Consider the following 17,151-nt stretch of genomic DNA (forward strand, 5'->3'; position numbering starts at 1 on the left):
CGTGTCCGAACTGACGCTCTTCCTGATCCGCTTCGCCTACCTGGCGATCCTGTGGATCTTCGTCCTCTCAGCCATCTCGGTCATCCGCTCCGACATGTTCGGCGCACGCGTGCCCGAGACCGCCCGGGACGCGACCCCGGCCCGCGGCAAGGCTGGCAAGTCCAAGGCCAAGGCGTCGACGCCGCGCCGCGGATCGCCGACCCACCTGGTCGTGGTCGAGGGCGACAACGTGGGCGCTCGCGCCGAGCTGTCGCAGGCGCCCCTGCTAATCGGGCGCGGCAGCGACGCCGCCATCAAGCTGGACGACGACTACGTCTCCACCCGGCACGCGCGGGTCGCCGCCAGCGGCGACGAGTGGTTCGTGGAGGACCTCGGCTCGACCAACGGCACCTACGTCGGCGCCGCACGCATCACCCAGCCGACCACCATCGGGCTCGGCGTCCAGGTGCGCATCGGCAAGACGATCCTCGAGCTGCGGAAGTGAGGGACGAGTGACCGACACCGACGCGCTCTTCCTCCACTACTCCGCGATCTCCGACGTCGGACGCATCCGCAAGAACAATCAGGACTCCGGATACGCCGGGCCGTGGCTGTTGACCGTCTGCGACGGCGTCGGCGGCGCCGTTCGTGGCGACCTGGCGTCGGCCACCGCGGTCCAGGCCCTGCGCAAGCTCGATGCGCGACCCAGCGACGACCTCCTCGGTCAGGTCGCCGGCGCCATCCACCGCGCCAACGACCGGATCTCCGAGCTCATCGACGAGGACCCCGCGCTCAACGGCACCAGCACCACCGCCTCCGTGCTGCTCTTCGACGGCACCAAGGTCGCGGTCGGACACCTCGGTGACAGCCGGGCCTACCTCATGCGCGACGGTGAGCTGCGCCAGCTCACCCACGACCACACGTTCGTCCAGAGCCTCATCGACGAGGGCCGGATCACCGAGGAGCAGTCGCGGACCCACCCACACCGCAACCTCATCCTCAAGGCCGTCGACGGGATCCGGCACGAGGAGCCCGACCTCTTCGAGCTGCCGGTCCAGGCCGGGGACCGACTCTTCGTGTGCAGCGACGGGGCCTGCGGTGTCCTGACCGACGACCGGATGGCCGACATCCTGCGCACCGGCTCGCCCGACTACGCCGCGGTCGAGATCGTCCGCGCCAGCCTCGAGGCGGGCAGCAGCGACAACGTCACGTGCGTCGTGGCGGAGGTCGTCGCGAATCCCCCCGACCCCCCGCTCGAGCCGCTGCTCGTCGGTGCTGCTGCCGAGCTGCCGCGCACCCTCACCGGCGGCGACTCCGCGAAGAGCCGTGCCGCGCACGGCCACCGGACGGGCGACACCGGTGAGATCGACGCGGTGCCCGACCCGGCCGACCCGGCCGACCCGGTCGAGCCCGTCGACCCCGAGGCTGCCCGCTACGCCCCGCGCCCGCCGGCCCGCTTCACCTGGTCCAGGCGGTTGCTGGCGACCGCGGTGGTTCTGGGTCTGGCCTGGATCGCCCTGGCCTTCGCGTGGTCGTGGAGCCAGAGCCAGTTCTTCGTCGGCGTCGAGGACGACAAGGTGACGATCTTCCGGGGGATCAACGCCCAGATCCCCGGTGTCGACATCGCGCACCCCTTTGAAGTCAGCGACGTCGACGTCAACAACCTGAGCGAGATCGAGGCCGACGCCGTGACCCGGGGCATCGAGGCCACCGACCTCGAGGACGCCCGCGCCACGGTGGACAACTACGCAGCCCTCCAGGACGTCCCGGATGAGTGAACCCGGCGCCCCGGGCTTCGTGCACCGCCCACGACGCGGCGCTGAGCTGTTCCTGCTGCTGGCCGCCCTGGTGGTCGGCATCGGTGCCTACGTCGCGGTCGGCCTGGGCGTGCAGGGCACGGTCCCGGCGAACATCATCGGTTACAGCGGCTGGCTGGCCGCGCTGACGATCGCGGCCCACGTCGCGGTGCGGTTGGTGGCGCCGTACGCCGATCCCGTGCTCCTGCCGCTCGTGGCAGCCCTCAACGGGCTGGGCCTCGCGGTCATCCACCGGCTCGACCTCGCCTACGAAGCCGTCGACAAGCCCCACAGCTTCGCCCAGCAACAGCTGACCTGGATGACGCTGGGAATCGTCCTGTTCATTGTCACCATCATCCTGCTGCGCGACCACCGCAGCCTGCAGCGCCTGACCTACACCTCGGGCGCCGCCGGGATCGCGCTGCTCCTGCTGCCGTTCATGCCGATCGTCGGCAACGAGATCAACGGCGCCCGGATCTGGATCAACGTCGCCGGCTTCAGCTTCCAACCCGGTGAGGTCGCCAAGCTGCTCCTGGTGGTCGCCTTCTCCGGCTACCTGGTCCGGCACCGGGACGCCTTGGCACTGGCGGGACGACGGGTGCTGTTCATCGACCTGCCGCGCGGACGGGACCTCGGACCGATCCTGGCCATGTTCGCCGTCTCGATGATGATCCTGGTCGCGCAGAACGACCTGGGGTCGTCCCTGCTCTTCTTCGGGCTCTTCCTGGTGACGCTCTACGTCGCCACGGAGCGTCCGGGCTGGTTGGTCGTGGGCGGCCTGCTGTTCGCGGGTGGCGCGCTGGCCGCCTACACCTTCGTCGGCAACGTGCAGAACCGGTTCAACTTCTGGCTGCACCCGATGGACTACTACTACGAGTCTCCCGGCAGCGGGCAGCTCGTGGAGGGCATGTTCGGCATGGGCTGGGGCGGGCTCATCGGCCGTGGCTTCGGCGAGGGGTCGCCCTCGAGCGTGCCGTACGCCAACTCCGACTTCATCATCGCCGCGATCGGCGAGGAGCTCGGGCTGACCGCTGTCATGGCCGTCATCCTCTGCTACGGCCTCATCGTCGAGCGTGCCCTGCGCATCGCCCTGATCTCGCGCGACGGGTTCGGCAAGCTGCTGGCCGTCGGCCTCGGCAGCATCGTCGCGCTGCAGGTCTTCGTCGTCGTCGGCGGCGTCACCGGACTGATCCCGCTCACGGGCCTGACGACGCCGTTCCTGTCGTATGGCGGGTCGTCGCTGGTCGCCAACTGGGTGATCATCGCGCTGCTCATCCGCATCTCCGACCAGGCCCGCCGACCCATCCCGAGGATGACCGACCTCAGTGGCACCTTCGACAGCGAGACCACCCAGGTGGTGAAGCTGACGTGAACAAGCCGATCCGCACCATCTCGATCTTCTGCCTCCTGCTGTTCCTGGCGTTGCTGGTCAACGCCTCCTACGTCATGTACTTCCGCGCCGACGAGCTTGCCGCGGACGCCAAGAACCGGCGGGTGATCAACGCCGCCTTCTCCCGCGAGCGCGGTGCGATCCTGGTGGGCAAGGACCCCGTCGCCCGCAGCGTCCCGTCGGACGACAAGTACGACTTCCAGCGGACCTACCCGCAGCGGTTCATGTATGCGCCGATCACGGGCTACTTCGCCTACTACGCCCAGACCGGCATCGAGCGGTCCCAGAGCGACGTGCTCTCCGGTGACGACGAGCGCCTCTTCGTCACCCGGCTCGTCGACATGCTGAGCAACGCCGAGCCCAAGGGCGGCAACGTCCAGCTGACGATCAACCCGGCCGCGCAGGCCGCCGCCTTCGAGGGGCTGCAGGCCCTGTCCGGTGAGGCGAAGGGCGCCGTGGTCGCGCTCGAGCCAAGCACAGGCAAGGTGCTGGCCATGGCCTCGACGCCGACGTTCGACCCCAACCTCCTGGCCTCGCACGACCTCCAGGCCGTCGAGGCGGAGGGGAAGCGGCTCGAGGCTGACCCCGCCACACCGCTGATCAACCGCGCCATCGGCACGACGCTGCCACCCGGCTCGACGTTCAAGCTGGTCACGGCGGCCGCCGCCATCGAGTCCGGAAACTACGACAAGGACTCCATCGTTCCCGGGGGCTTCCAGTTCCAGCTCCCGCAGTCGGACAGCAAGGTCGGCAACTACGACCAGGGCAACTGCGGCGGCACCAAGATCACCTTGACCCAGGCGTTGCAGGTCTCCTGCAACGTCAGCTTCCTCAGCCTGGCCAACGAGCTCGGCGCGGAGGCGATGACCGAGCAGGCCGAGGCCTTCGGCTTCAACTCGACCGCGCTCGAGGACCTGCCGGGTCAGGCTCCCTCGCTCTACCCCGAGATGGACGCGCCGCAGACGGCCCTCTCCGGGATCGGCCAGTCCAGTGTCACCGCCACTCCGCTGCAGATGGCCATGGTCGCCGCCGGGATCGCCAACGACGGTCAGGTGAAGCGGCCCTACCTCGTCGACGAGGTGCGCGCGCCGAACGCCTCCCTCCTCGACAAGACCGAGGCGTCGACGTACTCCCAGGCGGTCTCGAGCAACACCGCCGACGAGCTGACCGAGATGATGGTCGCCACCGTCGACAGCGGCACGGCTGTCGTCGCCGCCATCCCGGGGGTCCGGGTGGCCGGCAAGACCGGCACCGCCCAGTCGACCGGCTCCCGGCCGCCGTACGCCTGGTTCGTCTCCTTCGCGCCCGCCGACGACCCCCAGGTCGCGGTCGCCGTGATGGTGGAGGCGAGCGAGACGGCCCGCGAGGAGATCGCGGGCGGCAGCCTGGGCGGGCCGATCGCGAAGGCGATCATGGAGGCGGTGATGGCCCAGTGAACGTCCAGCACGACCGCTTCGCCGACGACGCCCACCGCTACGCCCTCGTCTCCCGGATCGCCACTGGTGGCATGGGTGAGGTCTGGCGCGGTCGCGACCAGGTGCTGGGCCGGCCGGTGGCGGTGAAGCTGTTGAAGGCCGAGTATGCCGACGACGCGCTCTTCCGTACCCGCTTCGAGACCGAGGCCCAGCACGCCGCCTCGCTCCATCACCCGGGCATCGCCGGCGTCTTCGACTTCGGTGAGGCCTCCCCGCTCGACGGCTCGAGCACCCCGCGTCCCTACCTCGTGATGGAGCTCGTCGAGGGCCAGCCTCTCTCCGACCTGCTGCGCCCGAGTGCCCCGATGGACCCCGACGTCACGCGCGACCTGATGGCGCAGACCGCCGACGCGCTGGGCGCCGCCCACCGTGCCGGCATCGTGCACCGCGACGTGAAGCCCGCCAACCTCATCGTCACCCCTGACCGGCGGATCAAGGTCACCGACTTCGGCATCGCGCGCGCCGCCGAGGGGTTGGCGTTGACCCAGACCGGTCAGGTGATGGGCACTCCGGCCTACATCTCGCCCGAGCAGGCCGAGGGCGGGACGGCCACCGCCGCCTCCGACGTCTACAGCCTCGGAGTCGTGGCCTTCGAGTGCCTGGTGGGCCGCCGGCCCTTCGTCGCCGACACCGCCGTCGCGACCGCGCTCGCGCACCTGCGCCAGCCCGTCCCGGAGATCCCCGACCACGTCCCCGCTCCGCTGGCAGCCGTGGCGACCCGGGCGCTGGCGAAGCAGCCCTCCGAGAGGTACGCCGACGGGGCGGCCTTCGCGGCGGCGCTCCGTGACCCGGAGTGGGCCGCCGGTGTGGCGCCGACGACAGCGCAGGCACCCACGCAGGTGCTGGGCGCGGCTGCCGTCGCCCCGCCGCCGACCAGCGTCCTGCCCGCCGCGCCCGCCGCGGTGCAGACCTCGACCACCCGGGAGTCGACGCCCCCGCCGGCGAACGGTGGCCCTCGGCGTACGAACTGGGTGCCCTGGGCACTCCTGGCCGCGGTCGTCGTCGTCGGCGCGCTGGTCATCTGGCAGCTCATCTCGGCGGACGACGCCGAGCGCCGGCAGGCAGCGACCACCCCGGTGCAGAGCAATCGCACGCAGACCGAGGCCCCCGCCGAGACCGAGCCGCCGGCCGAGACCGCCACCGAGACGCCCACGGAGCCTCCCGCCGAGACCGGCATCGAGGTGGACGAGGCAGACTACGTGGGCTCCGACCTCAAGGACGCCGAGGACAGGTTGCGCGAGCTCGGCCTCAAGGTGCAGAAGGTGCGGCTCGACAATCCCGGCGACCAGGTGGAGGACACCGTCGAGAGCGTGCAGCCGTCGGGGACCCTGGCCGAGGGCGACACCGTCACGCTGAGCTACTGGGGCAAGGTCTCGGGCAAGCCCGAGGAGACGGTCCCGCCCGAGGATCCCGGCACCAGCCCCACCGACACGGCAACGACCGAGTGAGAGACGACGATGAGCACTGAGCCGATCGTGATCGGCGGCCGCTACGAGCTCGGCGAGCTGCTGGGCCGAGGCGGCATGGCAGAGGTCCGCCAGGCCCGCGACACCCGGCTGGGCCGGACGGTCGCGGTCAAGCGCCTCCGCACCGACCTCGCGAGCGACGCCACCTTCCAGGCCCGCTTCCGGCGCGAGGCGCAGTCCTCTGCCTCGCTCAACCACCCCTCGATCGTGTCGGTCTACGACACCGGCGAGGAGATGTCGACCGACGGCTCGGACGTGGCGCAGCCCTACATCGTCATGGAGTGCGTGCAGGGCCGGACCCTGCGCGACATCATCCGCGAGGGGCGCAAGATCCTGCCCGAGCGGGCACTGGAGATCACCAGCGACGTGCTGGCGGCCCTCGACTACAGCCACCGCACGGGCATCATCCACCGCGACATCAAGCCGGCCAACGTGATGCTCACGCCGACCGGCGACGTGAAGGTGATGGACTTCGGCATCGCCCGAGCCGTCTCCGACGCCAGCTCGACGATGACCCAGACCGCCGCCGTGGTCGGTACGGCGCAGTACCTCTCACCGGAACAGGCTCGTGGTGAGACGGTGGACTCGCGCTCGGACGTCTACTCCACCGGCTGCCTGCTCTACGAGCTGCTCACCGGGCGACCGCCCTTCGTCGGGGACAGTCCGGTCGCTGTGGCCTACCAGCACGTGCGCGAGAACCCCTCGCCGCCGTCCGACCACGACGACTCGCTGGACGCGGAGATCGACGCGATCGTGCTCAAGTCGCTGGCCAAGCGGGTCGAGGACCGCTACCAGAGCTCGGCGGCCATGCGAGCCGACATCGAGCGCTACCTCGCGGGCCACCCGATCCAGGCCGCGCCGCCCCCCTTGGCGAGCTTCGACGACCCCGGTCCGGCCACCGCCGCGACCGCCCTGTTCCCGGCCGCAGCGGCCACCGGCAGCTCGCCGGCCGCACCGCCGTCAGGGCAGGGCTCCGACTCCCGCACCGGGTTGCTGTTCTTCCTCGGCTTCCTCGTCGTGGGCCTCATCGCTGCTGGGCTCTACTTCGCTCCGAGGCTGTTCGAGCAGCCGGTGGACAGAGAGCAGGTCCCGTCCCTGCTCGGCCTGACCGAGAACGAGGCACGCGCGGCGATCCGGAAGGCCGGGCTGAGTGTCGGCACCGTCAACACCCGGGCCTCGCAGAGCGTGCCGGTCGACCGGGTCATCGAGCAGACCCCCAACCGCGACCTCTACGTCGACCCCGGCAGCGCCGTGGGCTTCACCCTCTCCCTCGGACCACCCGAGGTCGAGGTGCCCTATGTCCTCGGCCAGCCCAAGGAGAGTGCGCGGACGTTGCTGGAGGGCAACGACCTCAAGGTCAAGCTCGTCGACGAGGAGTCCGACCAGCCCAAGGACACGGTCGTGCGTACCGAGCCAGAGAGCGGCCAGCAGGTGGCGGAGGGGACCGTGGTGACGCTCTTCGTCTCCCTGGGCCCCAACGAGGTGCCCAGGGTCGTCGGGCTCAGGCAGGGGGCGGCCGAGAGCGCGTTGCGTGCCGCAGGCTTCGACGTCGAGGTGGTCACGACCGCCGAGACGACCGAGCCGAAGGGGACGGTGGTCCGCCAGATCCCCGAGGGGGGCACGGCCGACCAGGGCGCCACGATCACGATCTTCGTCTCGACGTTCGTCAAGCCGGAGCCCACGCCGACCGAGACACCGACCGAGACCCCAACGATCCCAGTGCCGACCGAGACCCCGACGATCCCAGTGCCGACCGAGACCCCGACGCCGACCGCGGTTCCGACCACGCCGGCGCCCACGCCGTCTGCTCGGCGGCGACCCTGATCCGGGACCCCGTCCTCCAGCTCGCCGGTCTGAGCTCTGTGCTCGGGGCTCTCAGCGCTGGGCGTCGGGCATCGGCTTCGCGTAGCCGAGGTCGAGCAGCCCGTCGTAGGCAGGCGCCACCGCCTGGGCCAGGACCTCGACCTGGTAGCCCACACCACCCCGGGGATCGGCGGCCGCCTCGCGATAGATGTCGAGATAGCTGTCACTCTCGAGCGAGGTGACCAGCCTGGTCGGCACGCCGATCGCGACGATCTCGTAGGGCGGGGAGTAGGAGAGTCCCTGCAGGCTCACGGAGTTGCCGTCGCACTTGATGCCGGTCGTGGAGATCAGCCGCTGGCCCTGGACGGTGACCGCTTCGGCGCCGGCGCGCCACAGGGCGTTGACCGTTGCCTGGATGTCCTGCTGGTGCACGATCACGTCGAGGGGGTCGCGGGTCGTGTCGTCCAGCACGTCCGGTGGTGCGTCCGACAGGGTCACCTTGACGGCAGGCCCGGTCCGGGCCGTGAGGCCGGCCGGGTCGGAGAGCAGCTCGATCTGACGTTGTGCACGGTCGACGCTGCGGTCGCCGAGCCCCGCGCTCAAGGTCTGGACCTGCGTGGTCAGGCTGGTCACCTCGGCGATCAGCTCGTCGGCCGTACGGCGCTCTGCCAGCACGACCGAGGCGAGGTCGGTGTAACGCCCGGCACGCAGGTCGGTGCCGCCACTGTGCTCGGCACTGGTGGCGAACAGGGCGCCGCTGAGCAGCACCATCACCGGCGTCCCGATCCGCCATCCGAGCGCCAGCCGCTTGCCCTGGTGGCTGTGCGCCCCAGCGGTGGGGCGCGAGTCGGACTCCGGGGACATGCCGACTACGCTAACCCCCCGGTGGGTGCCCCCGCCGCAGTCCCATCAGCCTTCCAGGGAGTAGTTGTGGCCAAGTCCAACGCGGCGTACGTCGAGACCGAGGCGAAGATCCTCACGGTGAGGTTCGTGATCGCGCTGCTGCTGATCATCGGCGGCATCGCGTGGATCGCCTTCTACTACGTCTCCGTGCGCCCGGATCCCTCGGTCTTCCCGGTCCCCGAGGGCAAGCCCAAGGCGATCGCCGACCTCGGCCTGTGGAACTACGTCATCGGCTTCGGCGCGCTGCTCGTCGGTTTGGCCGTCGCTGCGCACCCGAGCACCCCGCTGGGTCGCGGCCGCGGCGTCGTGGTCGGCATGCTCGGCTGCTTCCTGATCGGCCTGCTGTGGATCTGCACCTTCTACGTCTTCTCCGACGACCTCACCCCGCTGTGGGTCTTCAACGACCTCGGCCAGTGGAACCTCGGTGTCGGCATCGCCTTCATGGCGGTCGGCTTCACCTACGCCACGCGCTGGGAGTAGGCTCCCGCTCCCACTCGTCTCGCGAGAGCCGCCGGTCCTGTCGGGCCGGCGGCTCTCTGCATTTCGTTGCCCGATGCAGGTGAACTACACGGGTGTAGTTATCCACAGGGCATTCCACACCTGTGTACGACGCCCGTCGCCGTACCGCCCAACCGCCGCTGATCCCCCGGGTAGCCGGGGTTCCGTCATGTTCGCACGTGTTGCAACACGTGCGAACCTTCTACTCCCCCGGGTAGCCGGGGGAACTGAACGCGACGAGGGAGGATCCCGAGGCCTCAGCCGAGGGTGTCGATGCGCAGCGCGATCAGCGCCGCGAGCAGGGCCGTGATGCCGACCAGGCCGAGGACCTGGATTTGTGTACGGCGCGCGCGGGGTGAGTAGACGATGATCGCGGCGATCGCCGCGCCTCCCAGGAGCCCGCCGAGGTGGCCCTGCCAGGAGATGTTGGGTACGGCGAACGTGATGAACACGTTGATTGCCAGCAGCACGCCGATGCTGCGCAGGTCAGCCTTCACCTTGAAGGTGATCACCGCGATGGCCCCGAAGAGTCCGTAGATGGCCCCAGAGGCCCCCAGCGTCAGATCGACCGGCGCGGAGAACCACAGCACGGCGACGGAGCCGGCCAGGCCGGACAGCAGGTAGAGCGCGAGGAAGCGCGCCCGCCCGAAGGACCGCTCCACCTCGGGCCCCAGCGACCACAGGGCCAGCATGTTGGCGGCGATGTGCCACGGCTGCACGTGCAGGAACTGACTGGTGACGAGCTGCCAGAACGCTCCGTCGGCGACGCCGGGCACCCATGTGCCAGGGGTCGCCAAGGCGCACGTCTGGGCGTCCGCAGCGCCCGGGAAGAACCCGCCGCCAGGCGCGTCGCAACGACCACGCGGCAGCAGCCCCAGCAGATCCACCAATTGGCTGGCGGCGAAACCCGTCACCAGCACCGCCAGCCAGACGGCGACGTTGACACCGATCAGGACGTTCGAGGTGAGCGTCGGGTTGTCCGAGCGGCGTCCGCCGTACGTCGCGCGCCCGGACCGCGTCTGCTTCGAGCCCTCCTTGACGCAGGAGGGGCACTGGAAGCCGACGGAGGCGTCGCGCATGCAGTCAGGGCAGATCGGTCGCTCACACCGCTGACAGCGGATCCAGGTCTCACGGCCGGCGTGCCGATAGCAGATCGGCACGCCGGCGGCGGACTCCGGAGGAGTCGTGGCACTCATCGGCGGTGTGGGGGAGTGATTCAGCGCTCGATCGTGACGGACTCGATGACCACGGCGTCGACCGGGCGGTCACCCGCACCGGTGCGGGTGTTGCCGATCTTGTCGACCACGTCGCGCGACGACTGGTCGGCGACCTCGCCGAAGATCGTGTGCTTGCGGTTCAGCCAGGGGGTGGCCCCCAGGGTGATGAAGAACTGCGAGCCGTTGGTGCCGGGGCCGGCGTTGGCCATGGCGAGCAGGTAGGGCTTGTCGAAGACGAGCTCGGGGTGGATCTCGTCCTTGAAGGTGTAGCCCGGGCCGCCGGTGCCGGTGCCCTGGGGGCAGCCGCCCTGGATCATGAAGCCCTCGATGACACGGTGGAAGCCGAGGCCGTCGTAGAACGGGCCGGAGCGGTCGCCCGCGGTGTACTCCTTGGTGCCCTCGGCGAGACCGACGAAGTTGTCAACGGTCTCGGGAGCGTGGTTGGGGAACAGGTTGATGACGATGTCACCCTGGTTGGTCTTGAGGGTGGCTTTGGGGTCCGCCATGGGAGTGCCTCTCGCGTTGGTGGTCTTCGCCCTCGATCCTGCCATGAGGCCGTTCACCCGACGGGGGGCTGGTCGGCTCATGGGGGACATGGTGAGATGGAGACCTAACCATCTAGGAGGCCACGCAATGCGCATCGGCAGGCAGAAGTCGATCATGGACCGGGCCCACGACTATGTGGAGTCCGTCGCAGAGACCGTCATCCCGCAGCTCGAGGCCGCGCTGGAGACAGCGCGAGACAAGGCAGGCCCGGCAATCGCCGACGCACGCGACAAGGCGGCACCCGTCTTCGCCGACGCGCGCGATCGCGCCGTACCTCTCCTGCACGACGCCCACGAGAAGGCCGGCCCGATCCTGACCGAGGGACGTGCCCGCGCCGCCGAGGCCGCTGTCGCGACCGCCGCGATGGCAGCAGGCACCGCAGCCGCGTCCCGCGACTTCGCCGCCGCCAAGGTCGCCGAGCTGCGCCGCGAGCCCGAGCCCGAGCCCACCTCGAAGTGGAAGAAGCTCCTGCTTCTCACCGGTCTGCTCGCCATCGGTGGTGCGATCGCCGGCAAGCTGCGCAAGAAGTCGGCCGGCACGGACAACTGGCAGTCGTCCTACACCCCGACCCCGCCGCCGGCACCGAAGGCAGCGCCCACCCCGCCGACGAAGCCCGCTGCTGCACCCAGGCCGTCCGCACCCTCCTCCCGTCCTCATGGTGACCCGTTGAGCGACCCGCTCACCTCGGTCGACCCGGCGACCCCGACCGCGACGGACGCGGCGGACGCCACCGAGGACGTCGGTGGCGGTGCGCCCGGTGAGGCGCTCAGCGACGCCGTGGACACCCCGCACGAGGTGTCGACGCCCGACGCCCCGGCCGAGGTCGTCGACGTCGACGACGTGCCGGACCAGAAGAAGTCCTGACCCTTCCGCTCGCGAGCCCCGGACCGTCCTGGTCCGGGGCTCGCTGCGTTGTGGCGCTTGCCCCGCTGATCCCCCGGGTAGCCGGGGGAATCGAACGTTCACGCGGGTTGCAACACGAGTGAAGGTGACGACCCGCCCATGGAGTCCGAGACCCACCGCCGGCGCGTCGGACGTGATGAAGTCGCCGTACGCCGCCTGCTGACGCTCCGGTTGGCGCTCGCCGGACAACGACTGGTCCGAGGCTCCGCGAGGTCAACGCCGCGGCAGGTCCTGCGGCCGGTTGTCGTCGATCCAGGCGTCGATCTTCTCCCACCAGTCGAAGAGCCACTCGATCCGCTCGTCGCGACCGTCCGGGATCTCCGATCGGGGCACCTCCCACCAGCGCATGATGAGCTCCTTGTCCATCGGCAGCTCACGCCACACGTCGGTGACCGTGAGCATGTGGTCCAGGCCTGTGTGCGCGACGAGCACCACGTCCGCCTCTGGCGCCGCGTCGAGCGCGGCCAGGAACCCGCCCGGACGCGGCGCGAGCACGTTGGTCATCTGCTCTGCCCGGTCGGCCATCCTCCCCAGTCCGAGCTTGCGCAGCCGGGCGATCGCCCGCTCGCGGCGCGCGGCGGTGAAGTTGCCGCCCTCGGGGAAGATCACGAAGGCATCGTTGGAGTCGAGGCCGCTCGCGAGTCGCGCGATCTTGCTCTCGAAGTCCTCGCCGGGGCCGGGGTTGGTGGAGATGAAGGCGGACGGGATCCGGTTGAGCAGGACGTCGATCGCCGGGTCCCACGCCAGCGTGTCCTTCAGCACCACGCGGGGTTCACGGCCGTACCAGTGCAGCAGGGCATACATCAGCGTGAACGAGTCGCCCGGGCCGGCGTGGCGACAGCAGACCAGGATCGGTTTGTCCGGGTGCGCGTCGGGGCCCGGGCCGTCGGTGCGGATCCGCAGCGCGAGCACCCGCTTCGCCTCACCGAAGAACAGCACGAGCACCCACTGCGCCAGGTCGTAGTGGATGCCGGCGAAGTAGGGCGAGCGCAGCCGCCAGCCGAAGCCGGAGGCCAGCCACAGCCCGAGCAGGACCAGCAGCAGCAGCGACTCGGCGACGAGGTAGAGCATCGCCACCCACAGCAGCCTCAGCGCGCGCCAGCGTCCCGGCAGCAGCGGCGACAGGGCCAGGGTGGCGATCAGCCACAGCGGCAGGGTCACCACGAGGAACGTCGTGATCAGCACGAGCGTCGGCGCGATCACGAACCGTCGCAGCGCCCAGGTCATCGGGCGGCCAGGTGCTCGTCGAGGTAGGTCCGAGACGCGGCGTACGTCGCATCGATGCGCCGCTGCACGGAGTTGAAGTCGCGGAAGGCGAGCATGGTGTCGTCCTTGGGCGACGTCCCGGCAGCGGGTAGGACGTGCACCTCGACGTCGTCGGGGATCTCCGCCAGCTCGCGCATGAAGCGGTGACGACGGGCCACCTCGAAGCTGACCCGGGCGACCTCCCACGGTCGTCTCGGCACCTGGAGCGGGCGGTCGATCCGGCCGACCTGGAGCACGAAGATCCGCGTCGCTCCGAGCGCTGCAGCGCGGCCCACGGGGATGGAGTTGACGATGCCGCCGTCGAGGAAGTGCTCCTCGCCGTACTCCGTCGTGGCCCGCGCGGGCGGGAGCAGGCCCGGGACGGCCGCGCTGGCGACGATGGCGGGCACGAGCGGGCCGCTGGTGAACCAGTGCTCGGCGGCTCGCTCGATGCTGGCCGCGCAGACGCCGAACCTGACCGGGAGGTCCTCGAAGGTCAGGTCGCCGAACTCGTCCATCAGGCGCTCGGTGAGCGGCTTCGAGGAGTAGATGTTGCGACCGCCGGTGGCCACGACGCGGCGTACGGTCCGCAGCGGTCGCTCCCGGAAGAGGTCGACGCCGTCGGTCGAACCCGCCTGCGCGGTGGTGGCCCACAGGTCGGTGAGCCGGTCGATCACGGCGAGGGTGGGGTCGCGCGCGACCATCGCGCCGTTGAGGGCACCTACGCTGGTCCCCAGCACGAGGTCGGGGGTGATCTCCCGCTCGAAGACCGCGCGGAGCATGCCGACCTCGACCGCCCCCAGCACCCCACCACCGCCCAGCACGAATGCGGTGGTCACGGGTCAGGCCAGCTCTGCGTGCTCGGACCGGACCCGCTGGGTGGCGCGGTGCTCGGCCCAGAACGAGAGCAGCGGGATGGTGCCGCAGATGAGGGTGACCACGAGGTAGGGCATCTCCCAGCCTGCGCGCCGACCCAGCATGAACGCGACGATGAGGAAGATGAGGTAGAGCCAGCCGTGCGCGACGCCGAGGTACTGCGAGATGCCGGCGCCGATCTCGTAGGCCGTGCCACCTTGCGGCATCGCCTCGGGGAACAGGAGGTAGCCGTAGTGCAGCGGCAGACCGACCAGGCACAGGACGACGAGCAGCACACCGACGACGGTGGCCATGACGCGGTAGCGGAGCAGGGCGGCCTTCACGTCGGGGAGTCTGTCACGCGTCCGGTGGCCTGCTCGTCGCGGACCCAGCGCCACCAGATGAACGCGGCGAAGCCGCCGAAGACCCACCACTCCAGGGCGTAGAGCAGGTTGCGCAGCGCGGTGAAGCGCCCCACGGGCGGGAGCGCATCGAGGGAGGCGGGCGACAGGCCTGCGGTGGGGTCGGTGGCGATGGCGTAGGCGCTGTAGAGGTCGTTCTCCACGCGCTGGATCGCGTCGGCTGTGCGGAGCTGGGGCACCACGTCGTCGTCGGGGTCGTCGTCGACCGAGCCGTTGCCGTCGGGCGGTTGCAGCCAGCCGGTGACCTCCCCGCGCCCGGTCGGCGCCACCACGTCGTCGACGGACTCTGTCCAGCCGAGGACGACGGGGATCGCAGGCTGGCCGGCATCGCCGACGGCGATCGGGACGACGGGCCAGAAACCGTCGCGATCGTCGAGCTCGCGGCCGGACACGAAGAACAACCCCTCGGGCAACCACTCCCCCTCGATGGTGACCGGCCGACCGACGTCGTTGCCGGGGAACGGGTCGTCCGGTCCCATCACGTCGCGCAGCGGCACCGGGTCGAGCTGGGTGAGGTCGCGGGCCTCGGCGGCGCGCCGCTGCTGCCAGGCCTCGAGCTGCCACCAGCCCAGTGCGGCCGCGATCGCGACGAGCACGATCGCAAGCAGGGTGGGGCCGATCAGGCGAACCCTCGAGCGCTGATGGCCACCTCGCACGACGACCACCTCGTCACCGTGCGCTGTCTGGTCCGGGCCCCCGTGGCCGTCGGCTTCGCTCACAGGCCCATCGGCTTCACCTCGTTGCACACCGCGAACGGCAGCAGGTCGGTCAGCGTGGCCCTCGCGGCTGCGCCGGGCTCCACGACGGAGTAGCCGATGCGTCCCGTCGACGGGTCGACCACACCGTCCACGAAGGCGTCCTCGAAGCCGAGGTGACCCACTGTCGGGAAGTCGGTCGCGAGCTCGGCGCGGTCGAAGAGGTCGGGGCGCTCCGGGCCGAGCCGGGCCGTGGCCAGGCCGTCGTTGAAGCTCATGGCGACGGCGGACAGGGGGTCGAGGTCGGTCGGGTCGTGTGCGCTCACCACGGCCTCCTGGTCCTCGATGTGGGCGTCCGGCCCCAGCGCCGTACTCAGCGGCACGCACCCGGCGCGGTAGTAGGTCGACTCCGCGGGGGCGTCGTGGGTGAGGTCGGCGATGCCCTCGATCGTGCCCCACGTGTCCACATCCGTGTCTGACGAAGAGACCGCGCCGAGCGAGACGAGGTGCTGCGCGGTGTCGACGACACCGCCCGCGAGGCCGGCGACACCTGCGTCCACTGCTGCCTGTACGGCGCCCATGTCGAGGTCGGCGCGGAAGCCGAGGATCCAGCCCTTGCCGGCGGGAGTCGTGAAGTGCGCCTCCCAGTCGACGTCGTCCTGGGTGAAGCCGTGGTCGAGCATCAGCTCGGAGCCGTCGTCGAGCAGCATGCCCTCGGCCAGGAGCACCGACTCGCGGCGCGCCCGCTCCCAGAAGTCCCTCCGATCGCTCATCGGGTCGTCGCTGGTCAGGTGGGGCACCCCCAGGGTGGCCCGCACCTGGTCGAAGTCGGTCACGGTGATCGCGGTGGCATCGGCAGGGACCAGCGACAGGGCTGCCGCGCCGACGGCGATCTCCGCGTCGACGTCGTAGGCCGGGATGGTCGCGGCGGCCCTGGGCGGCAACGACTGCGGCCTCAGCTCGGGGTCGTCGCCGCACCCAGCCAGAACGGTCAGCATGAGGGCCGCGAGGCACCACGCCGGCCATCGAGGGGCGCGCGGCGTCGGGCCGGTCGGGAAAAACACGGCGTGAGTCTGCCACTCGGCATACGAGCGGCGTGAGCCCGCGTACCCTTCGACACTGGGATCGCCACCGGCGGTCGTGCTGGAGAGGGACCGCGCGAGATGACTGTGACGAGTGGCACCGCGACCGCGGCGACCGGGTCGCTGACGGGCGAGGAGGCGACCTGGTTCGCCGGGGCCTTCACCAAGATGGCCGACAACATCGGCCTGGCCGTCCTCGGCAAGGACCACGTGGTCCGACTCGCGCTCACCTGCCTGCTCTCCGAGGGCCACCTGCTGCTCGAGGACCTCCCCGGGACCGGCAAGACGATGCTGGCCCGCGCACTGTCCAACACCATCGAGGGCAGCCACGCCCGCATCCAGTTCACCCCGGACCTGTTGCCCACCGACGTCACCGGTGTGACCGTCTACGACCAGCACAAGGGCACCTTCGACTTCCACCAGGGCCCGATCTTCCACGACATCGTGCTGGCCGACGAGATCAACCGGGCGTCCCCCAAGACGCAGGCCGCGCTGCTCGAGGTGATGGAGGAGGGGCACGTGACCGTCGACGGGGTCACCCACGACGTGCCCCAGCCCTTCATGGTGATCGCGACGCAGAACCCGATCGAGCAGGCCGGGACCTACCGGCTGCCCGAGGCCCAGCTCGACCGGTTCTTGATGAAGACGTCGATGGGCTACCCCGACCGTGCGGCGACGATCGAGCTGCTCATGAACGCGGCCGTGCGCGACCGGGCGTCGCTGGTCACGCCGGTGATCACGGCCGCCACCATCTCGCAGATGAGCGGGCTCGCCGACCAGGTCTACGTCGACCCCGCCGTCGTGGGCTACGTCGCCGAGCTGGCCGAGGAGTCGCGTCGCCAGCCGCACGTCAAGCTCGGCCTGTCGGCGCGGGGC

General features: G+C 70.5%; 17 protein-coding genes. 9 read left to right on the top strand and 8 right to left on the bottom strand.

The features are described 5' to 3' along the window. Position 1: 1 nt before the first annotated feature. Genes JWN68_RS14970 through pknB form a run of 6 tightly spaced genes read left to right on the top strand, consistent with a single transcriptional unit; the run spans position 2 to position 7,930 of the window. Positions 2 to 484, top strand: coding sequence for an FHA domain-containing protein (locus JWN68_RS14970; protein WP_297740309.1), 483 nt, complete (start codon positions 2 to 4; stop codon positions 482 to 484). 7 nt (positions 485 to 491) lie between these two features. Further along, positions 492 to 1,757 (top strand): protein phosphatase 2C domain-containing protein, encoded by a 1,266-nt coding sequence (locus JWN68_RS14975; protein ID WP_297740311.1) that lies wholly within the window; start codon positions 492 to 494, stop codon positions 1,755 to 1,757. Beyond that, positions 1,750 to 3,147 (top strand): FtsW/RodA/SpoVE family cell cycle protein, encoded by a 1,398-nt coding sequence (locus JWN68_RS14980; RefSeq protein WP_297740313.1) that lies wholly within the window; start codon positions 1,750 to 1,752, stop codon positions 3,145 to 3,147. Before JWN68_RS14975 ends, JWN68_RS14980 begins: the two co-directional genes overlap by 8 nt. After that, a complete protein-coding gene (locus tag JWN68_RS14985; RefSeq protein WP_297740315.1) occupies positions 3,144 to 4,601 on the top strand; it encodes a penicillin-binding protein 2 in 1,458 nt (485 codons plus the stop codon). The genes JWN68_RS14980 and JWN68_RS14985 overlap by 4 nt, the downstream gene beginning before the upstream one ends. After that, complete coding sequence (locus tag JWN68_RS14990) at positions 4,598 to 6,088, top strand: protein kinase (protein WP_297740317.1); 1,491 nt, start codon at positions 4,598 to 4,600, stop codon at positions 6,086 to 6,088. The genes JWN68_RS14985 and JWN68_RS14990 overlap by 4 nt, the downstream gene beginning before the upstream one ends. 9 nt (positions 6,089 to 6,097) lie before the next feature. Beyond that, positions 6,098 to 7,930, top strand: a complete 1,833-nt coding sequence (pknB, locus tag JWN68_RS14995; RefSeq protein ID WP_297740319.1) for a Stk1 family PASTA domain-containing Ser/Thr kinase — start codon at positions 6,098 to 6,100, stop codon at positions 7,928 to 7,930. A 51-nt stretch (positions 7,931 to 7,981) separates the two neighbouring features. On the opposite strand, the gene JWN68_RS15000 is transcribed toward pknB, so the two are convergent. Continuing rightward, a complete protein-coding gene (locus JWN68_RS15000; protein ID WP_297740321.1) occupies positions 7,982 to 8,773 on the bottom strand; it encodes a DUF881 domain-containing protein in 792 nt (263 codons plus the stop codon). Positions 8,774 to 8,839: 66 nt separating this feature from the next. Here JWN68_RS15000 and JWN68_RS15005 point away from each other — a divergent pair, with 66 nt between their 5' ends. Next, complete coding sequence (locus JWN68_RS15005) at positions 8,840 to 9,292, top strand: cell division protein CrgA (protein WP_297740323.1); 453 nt, start codon at positions 8,840 to 8,842, stop codon at positions 9,290 to 9,292. 275 nt (positions 9,293 to 9,567) lie between these two features. Here the strand turns inward: JWN68_RS15005 and JWN68_RS15010 are convergent, their stop codons facing one another. Both JWN68_RS15010 and JWN68_RS15015 read right to left on the bottom strand, forming a co-directional pair. Next, complete coding sequence (locus JWN68_RS15010) at positions 9,568 to 10,389, bottom strand: rhomboid family intramembrane serine protease (RefSeq protein WP_297740325.1); 822 nt, start codon at positions 10,387 to 10,389, stop codon at positions 9,568 to 9,570. Positions 10,390 to 10,526: 137 nt separating this feature from the next. Next, positions 10,527 to 11,033, bottom strand: a complete 507-nt coding sequence (locus JWN68_RS15015) for a peptidylprolyl isomerase (RefSeq protein ID WP_297740327.1) — start codon at positions 11,031 to 11,033, stop codon at positions 10,527 to 10,529. A 127-nt stretch (positions 11,034 to 11,160) separates the two neighbouring features. Between JWN68_RS15015 and JWN68_RS15020 the strand changes: the two genes are divergently transcribed. Beyond that, positions 11,161 to 11,937, top strand: coding sequence for a hypothetical protein (locus tag JWN68_RS15020; RefSeq protein ID WP_297740329.1), 777 nt, complete (start codon positions 11,161 to 11,163; stop codon positions 11,935 to 11,937). A 252-nt stretch (positions 11,938 to 12,189) separates the two neighbouring features. Here the strand turns inward: JWN68_RS15020 and JWN68_RS15025 are convergent, their stop codons facing one another. The 5 genes from JWN68_RS15025 to JWN68_RS15045 are packed head-to-tail and all read right to left on the bottom strand — an operon-like array spanning position 12,190 to position 16,257. After that, positions 12,190 to 13,203 carry a 1-acyl-sn-glycerol-3-phosphate acyltransferase gene (locus JWN68_RS15025; protein ID WP_297740331.1) on the bottom strand — a complete coding sequence of 338 codons (1,014 nt, stop codon included), beginning with the start codon at positions 13,201 to 13,203 and terminating at the stop codon, positions 12,190 to 12,192. After that, on the bottom strand, positions 13,200 to 14,060 hold the full coding sequence (locus JWN68_RS15030) for a patatin-like phospholipase family protein (RefSeq protein ID WP_297740332.1): 861 nt from the start codon (positions 14,058 to 14,060) through the stop codon (positions 13,200 to 13,202). The genes JWN68_RS15025 and JWN68_RS15030 overlap by 4 nt, the downstream gene beginning before the upstream one ends. 3 nt (positions 14,061 to 14,063) lie before the next feature. Then, positions 14,064 to 14,420, bottom strand: a complete 357-nt coding sequence (locus JWN68_RS15035; protein ID WP_297740333.1) for a DUF3817 domain-containing protein — start codon at positions 14,418 to 14,420, stop codon at positions 14,064 to 14,066. Further along, on the bottom strand, positions 14,417 to 15,217 hold the full coding sequence (locus JWN68_RS15040; protein WP_297740334.1) for an SURF1 family protein: 801 nt from the start codon (positions 15,215 to 15,217) through the stop codon (positions 14,417 to 14,419). The genes JWN68_RS15035 and JWN68_RS15040 overlap by 4 nt, the downstream gene beginning before the upstream one ends. Further along, positions 15,214 to 16,257 carry a hypothetical protein gene (locus JWN68_RS15045; protein WP_297740336.1) on the bottom strand — a complete coding sequence of 348 codons (1,044 nt, stop codon included), beginning with the start codon at positions 16,255 to 16,257 and terminating at the stop codon, positions 15,214 to 15,216. Before JWN68_RS15045 ends, JWN68_RS15040 begins: the two co-directional genes overlap by 4 nt. A 99-nt stretch (positions 16,258 to 16,356) precedes the next feature. Here JWN68_RS15045 and JWN68_RS15050 point away from each other — a divergent pair. Beyond that, the coding region (locus tag JWN68_RS15050) for an AAA family ATPase (RefSeq protein WP_297740338.1) at positions 16,357 to 17,151 on the top strand (795 nt) is incomplete at its 3' end.

It is taken from the genome of Nocardioides sp. (genome assembly GCF_025964975.1).
Taxonomy (GTDB): Bacteria; Actinomycetota; Actinomycetes; order Propionibacteriales; family Nocardioidaceae; genus Nocardioides.